The 624-nt window shown below is 45.0% G+C and carries 1 protein-coding gene; it reads right to left on the bottom strand.

Going from position 1 to position 624, the window contains the following annotated elements; genetic code table 11:
• Positions 1-66: 66 nt before the first annotated feature.
• The gene (gene tnpA / locus ACEQFP_RS17530) at positions 67-504 is read right to left on the bottom strand and encodes an IS200/IS605 family transposase (RefSeq protein ID WP_035598237.1); all 438 of its coding nucleotides are present in this window, start codon (positions 502-504) and stop codon (positions 67-69) included.
• Positions 505-624: the final 120 nt, after the last annotated feature.

Below are 624 nucleotides of genomic sequence, written 5' to 3'. Positions count from 1 at the left end.
AGTAAAAATCCACCTCTTGAAGAGGTGGCTTTAAATGGGGCCCCCTAAAAGGGGGCCTTGTTCGTTTTAATCCTGTAATAACGCCATTTGCTGCTCGTATTCTTGATCTTTCTTATCCTGATGCCTCACGTAGCGTCTGATAATTTCTTCGTTCACTCCAACTGTGTCTGCAAAGTATCCCCTCGCCCAAAAATGATTACCCCACAGCTTCTTTCGTATATGCGGAAACTTGTTGTAGAGACGAATAGCTGTGCGCCCTTTCAGGACGCCCATCAGCGTTGAGATCGAGAGTTTCGGTGGGATCATCACGACAAGATGAACATGGTCTGTCTGAACATTCAATTCAAGTACCTCACAATCTTTCATATTGCAAAGTATATAAACTGAGCGATAAAGCTCTTTACCTACCGCCCCTGTTAAAACCTTGTAGCGATACTTTGGCGTCCACACCAAGTGATATTTGCAACGCCAGAATACATGTGCTGAACTTCTATAACTGCTCATGTCAGTGATTTCCTTCTTACTTGTGGTGAGTAAGCTGGAATTTTCTGGCATGGGCTTCCTTCAGGCTATAGCCTCACAGGGACAATCACCACCTCCCGAGGAGGTGGTTTAAAGCTGACA

Origin of the sequence: Edwardsiella sp. A.80236 (assembly GCF_044540725.1) — a bacterium.
Taxonomy (GTDB): domain Bacteria; phylum Pseudomonadota; class Gammaproteobacteria; order Enterobacterales; family Enterobacteriaceae; genus Edwardsiella; species Edwardsiella tarda.
The sequence above is the reverse complement of the archived record's forward strand: the minus strand, read 5'-3'. Positions and strand labels throughout refer to the sequence as shown.